The 3,808-nt window shown below is 71.4% G+C and carries 4 protein-coding genes; 1 reads left to right on the top strand and 3 read right to left on the bottom strand.

Annotated elements, in window-relative coordinates; translation table 11 throughout:
* Positions 1–924: signal recognition particle protein (locus ABYE80_RS18310; protein ID WP_372791740.1), on the bottom strand; the 924-nt coding region annotated here is incomplete at its 3' end.
* A gap of 117 nt (positions 925–1,041) precedes the next feature.
* Between ABYE80_RS18310 and ABYE80_RS18305 the strand changes: the two genes are divergently transcribed.
* Positions 1,042–2,310 (top strand): MFS transporter, encoded by a 1,269-nt coding sequence (locus ABYE80_RS18305; RefSeq protein WP_372791739.1) that lies wholly within the window; start codon positions 1,042–1,044, stop codon positions 2,308–2,310.
* Positions 2,311–2,326: 16 nt separating this feature from the next.
* Here the strand turns inward: ABYE80_RS18305 and ABYE80_RS18300 are convergent, their stop codons facing one another.
* Both ABYE80_RS18300 and ABYE80_RS18295 read right to left on the bottom strand, forming a co-directional pair.
* The gene (locus ABYE80_RS18300; protein ID WP_372791738.1) at positions 2,327–3,229 is read right to left on the bottom strand and encodes an SPFH domain-containing protein; all 903 of its coding nucleotides are present in this window, start codon (positions 3,227–3,229) and stop codon (positions 2,327–2,329) included.
* A gap of 52 nt (positions 3,230–3,281) precedes the next feature.
* A complete protein-coding gene (locus tag ABYE80_RS18295; RefSeq protein WP_372791737.1) occupies positions 3,282–3,713 on the bottom strand; it encodes an NfeD family protein in 432 nt (143 codons plus the stop codon).
* Positions 3,714–3,808: the final 95 nt, after the last annotated feature.

Below are 3,808 nucleotides of genomic sequence, written 5' to 3'. Positions count from 1 at the left end.
CTCGGCCTTCTCGATGAGCGACATGACGTCGCCCATGCCGAGGATCCGCTGCGACATGCGGTCGGGGTGGAAGCGCTCGAACTGGTCGAGCTTCTCCCCGGTGGACGCGAACAGGATCGGCTTGCCGGTGACCGCCTTGACCGAGAGCGCCGCGCCGCCACGCGCATCCCCGTCCAGCTTGGACATCACGACCCCGTCGAAGCTGACCGCCTCGCCGAACTGCTCGGCGACGTTCACCGCGTCCTGACCGGTCATCGCGTCGACGACGAGCAGGATCGTGTGCGGTTTCACCGCGGCACGGATGTCCTTCAGCTCCTGCATCAGGTCGGCGTCCACGTGCAGACGGCCGGCCGTGTCGACGATCAGGACGTCCTTGCCGTCCTGCTTGGCCCGGTCGAGCGCCCAGCGCGCGATGTCCACCGGGTTCGCGTCGGTGCCCTGCTCGTAGACGGTCGCGCCCACCTGGCCGCCCACCTTCACGAGCTGGTCCACCGCGGCGGGCCGGTACACGTCGCAGGCGGCCACGGCGACCGAGGACCCGTGCTCCTTGTTCAGGTGGCGCGCCAGCTTGGCGGTCGCGGTCGTCTTGCCCGATCCCTGCAGACCCGCCATGAGGATCACCGTGGGCGGCCGCGGCGAGAAGCTGATGCCGGCGGACGCACCGCCCATCAGGGCGGCCAGCTCCTCGTTGACGATCTTGACGACCTGCTGCCCGGGGTTGAGCTGCCCCATGACGTCGGCGCCCATGCAGCGGTCGCGGACGGTCGTCGTGAACTCCTTGACGACCCGGAAGTTGACGTCGGCCTCGAGCAGCGCGAGCCGGATCTCGCGCATGGCCTTCTTGATGTCGTCCTCGGTGAGGGTGCCGTGCCCGCGGACGTCGGACAGGGTGGCCTGGAGCTTTTCGGAGAGTGCGTCGAACACGGAAGGAGGTCTCGGGATGAGGTCCACGTGGAGGCCGGTCGGCGCGCCACGGGACCTGGAGCAGTGTAGAGCGCCCGCTCCTTTGCACCCGTCCTGCGATCGATGATGATGCGGGTGGTGACGGCCGCGGACCTCCACACGCCCCCTGCTGTGCGACGCACCGGCCTGCGGGCGGTGGGCAGGTCACCTGGCGCGCCGACGCTGATCCTCGCCGCGCTGCTGGCGTCGGTGGCGGTTGGAGCGACCGGCCTGCTGCTGATCCTGCAGGTTCGCCATCTCGGCGGCTCGTTCGCGTTCGCCGGCCTGGTCTCCGGCAGCTACCTGTTCGGATCCGCGGCGTCGGCGCCGGTGGTCGGCCGGGCCATCGACCGGTTCGGTCAGACCGTCGTCCTCGCGATCACCGTGGTCTGCACCGCGGCGGCGCTCGTCGCGATCGCGCTCGTTCCCGCCGACGCTCCCGACGTGACGCTGCCGGCGCTCGCCGTCCTCGCCGGCCTGCTGCACCCCCCGGTCACGACCTGCACGCTGGCGCTCCTGCCCGACGTCATCCCCGACCGGGACACCCTGCACAGCGCCTACGCGCTCGAGTCGAGCGCGATGGAGGTCAGCTACATCGTCGGACCGCTGGTCATCGGCGGCCTGATCGCGTCGTACTCCACCCGGCTGGGCCTGATCGTCTGCGCGTTCGTGCTGACGATCGGCACGGTGTGGCTCCTGTCGCACCCGGCCTCGCGGGGATGGCGGCCCACGCCGCCCGCGCCCGGCGAGCAGCGCAGCCGACTGGGGGCGATCGGCTCCCCGGCGATCCGCGTGCTGCTCCTCACGGTGATGGCCTTCAGCGTGTCGTTCGGGGCCATCGAGGTCGCGGTGACGGCCGCCGCGAGCGATCTCGGCCATCCCCACGCGGCGGGCGCGCTGCTATCCGCGTGGGGCCTCGGCAGCCTCGTGGGTGGGCTGCTGGCCGCGCGGGCGACGGCGCCGCAGCACCCGGAGCGCCGGCTCGTCGCGATCCTCGCGGCGCTCGTCGTCGGCGACCTGCTGCTCGTGCTCACCGCCGGCTCATGGGCCCTGGCGGCGCTCCTGCCCGTGTCCGGGCTGGCGATCGCACCCGCGATCGCGGGTGTCAACGCGATGGCCGGGGCGGTGGCCGCCACCGGCACCAAGGTCGAGGCCTACGCCTGGCTGGGGACCGGCGTCACCGCCGGGTTCTCGCTCGGGGCGATCCTGGCCGGCAGCGCCGCCCACGCCGCGGGACCCCCCGGAGGTTTCGGGATCGCCGCGGCCGCGGCCGCCGCCGCGATCGCCGTCTTCACCGTCGGGTGGACCCGGCGGGGCGTCGTCGGGACCGCGGCCGAGCGGTCCGCGGCGTCAGAGCCGGCCGGCTGAGCCGGCCTGTCCTCGCTCAGGCCCCGGGCGGCGGTGCCTGCCCGTCGCCGCGGCCCAGCTTCGCGACCGCGCCACCGAGACCCCCGAGAGCCTGGTTGAACTCGCTCGGGATGACGAACACCTTGTTGGCGTCGCCCTGGGCGAGCTGGGGCAGCATCTGCAGGTACTGGTAGCTGAGCAGCTCCTGGTCGGGCTTGCCCTCATGGATCGCCATGAACACGGTCTCGATCGCCTTCGCCTCGCCCTCGGCGCGCAGGATCGCGGACTCGCGCGCGCCCTGCGCGGTCAGGATCGCGGACTCCTTCTCGCCCTGGGCCGTGAGGATCTGCGACTGCTTGACGCCCTCGGCGTTGAGGATCGCGGCGCGGCGATCGCGCTCGGCGCGCATCTGCTTCTCCATCGACTCCTGGATCGACGCGGGCGGATCGACGGCCTTCAGCTCGACGCGGTTGACGCGGATCCCCCACTTGCCGGTCGCCTCGTCCAGCACCGTCCGCAGCTGGGAGTTGATCTGATCGCGCGAGGTCAGGGAGTCCTCGAGCGTCATCCCGCCGATGACGTTGCGCAGCGTGGTCACGGTCAGCTGCTCGATCGCCTGCAACGGATTGGCGACCTCGTACGTGGCCGCCTTGGGATCGGTGATCGTGAAGTACAGGACGGTGTCGATGTTGACCGTGACGTTGTCCTCCGTGATGACGCCCGACGGCGGGAAGTTGACCACCTGCTCGCGCAGGTCGATCAGCGGCTTCACCTTGTCCACGAACGGGATGACGATGGTGAGCCCCGGCTGCAGGGTCCGGCTGTAGCGCCCGAGGCGCTCCACGACGCCCGCACGAGCCTGCGGGATGATGCGAACCGTCTTGGCCGCCACGAACAGGGCGAACAGGACGATGACTCCGAGGACGATCAGACCGGCCATGGGGTGAACCTCCGGGTGGTGGGGTCAGCAGGAAGAAGCAGGGGGACGCGGGTCACTCGCTCACCAGCGCAGTCGCTCCGCGGATCTCGATGACCTGGACCCGCGTGCCGGCCTCGATCACCGCGTCATCGTCGAACCCGCGCGCGGACCAGACCTCGCCGTCGAGCTTCACGGCGCCGACCCCCTCGCGGTTGTCGACACGCTGCACGACCGTGGCGCTGCGCCCGATGAGCGCCGCGGTGCCGGTCCGGATCTGCGGTGGGGCCTTGAGGTGACGTCGGGCGATCGGACGCAGGCCGCCGAACGCGACCGCCGACACCAGGAGGAAGACGGCGACGGACGGTCCCAGGGCGAGCCCCAGGGCCGCGGTGAGCGCCGCGACCAGCGCCCCCACCGCGAACGGGGCGAGGAAGAAACTCATGTTGAGAATCTCACCGACCGACAGCGCGACCGCCAGGAGGATCCAGAGCACCCACTCGTCCATGGCGTGAGCCTATCCGCCACGGATGGCGCACGGGAGCTACCGCTGGTCCCAGATCGGTCTCGGGCGGCTGCGGACAGGGTCGGCGGCCGATGCCG

The organism is Paraconexibacter sp., from assembly GCF_041602235.1.
Lineage (GTDB): Bacteria > Actinomycetota > Thermoleophilia > Solirubrobacterales > Solirubrobacteraceae > Paraconexibacter.
This window is presented reverse-complemented; position numbering and strand designations above follow the sequence as displayed.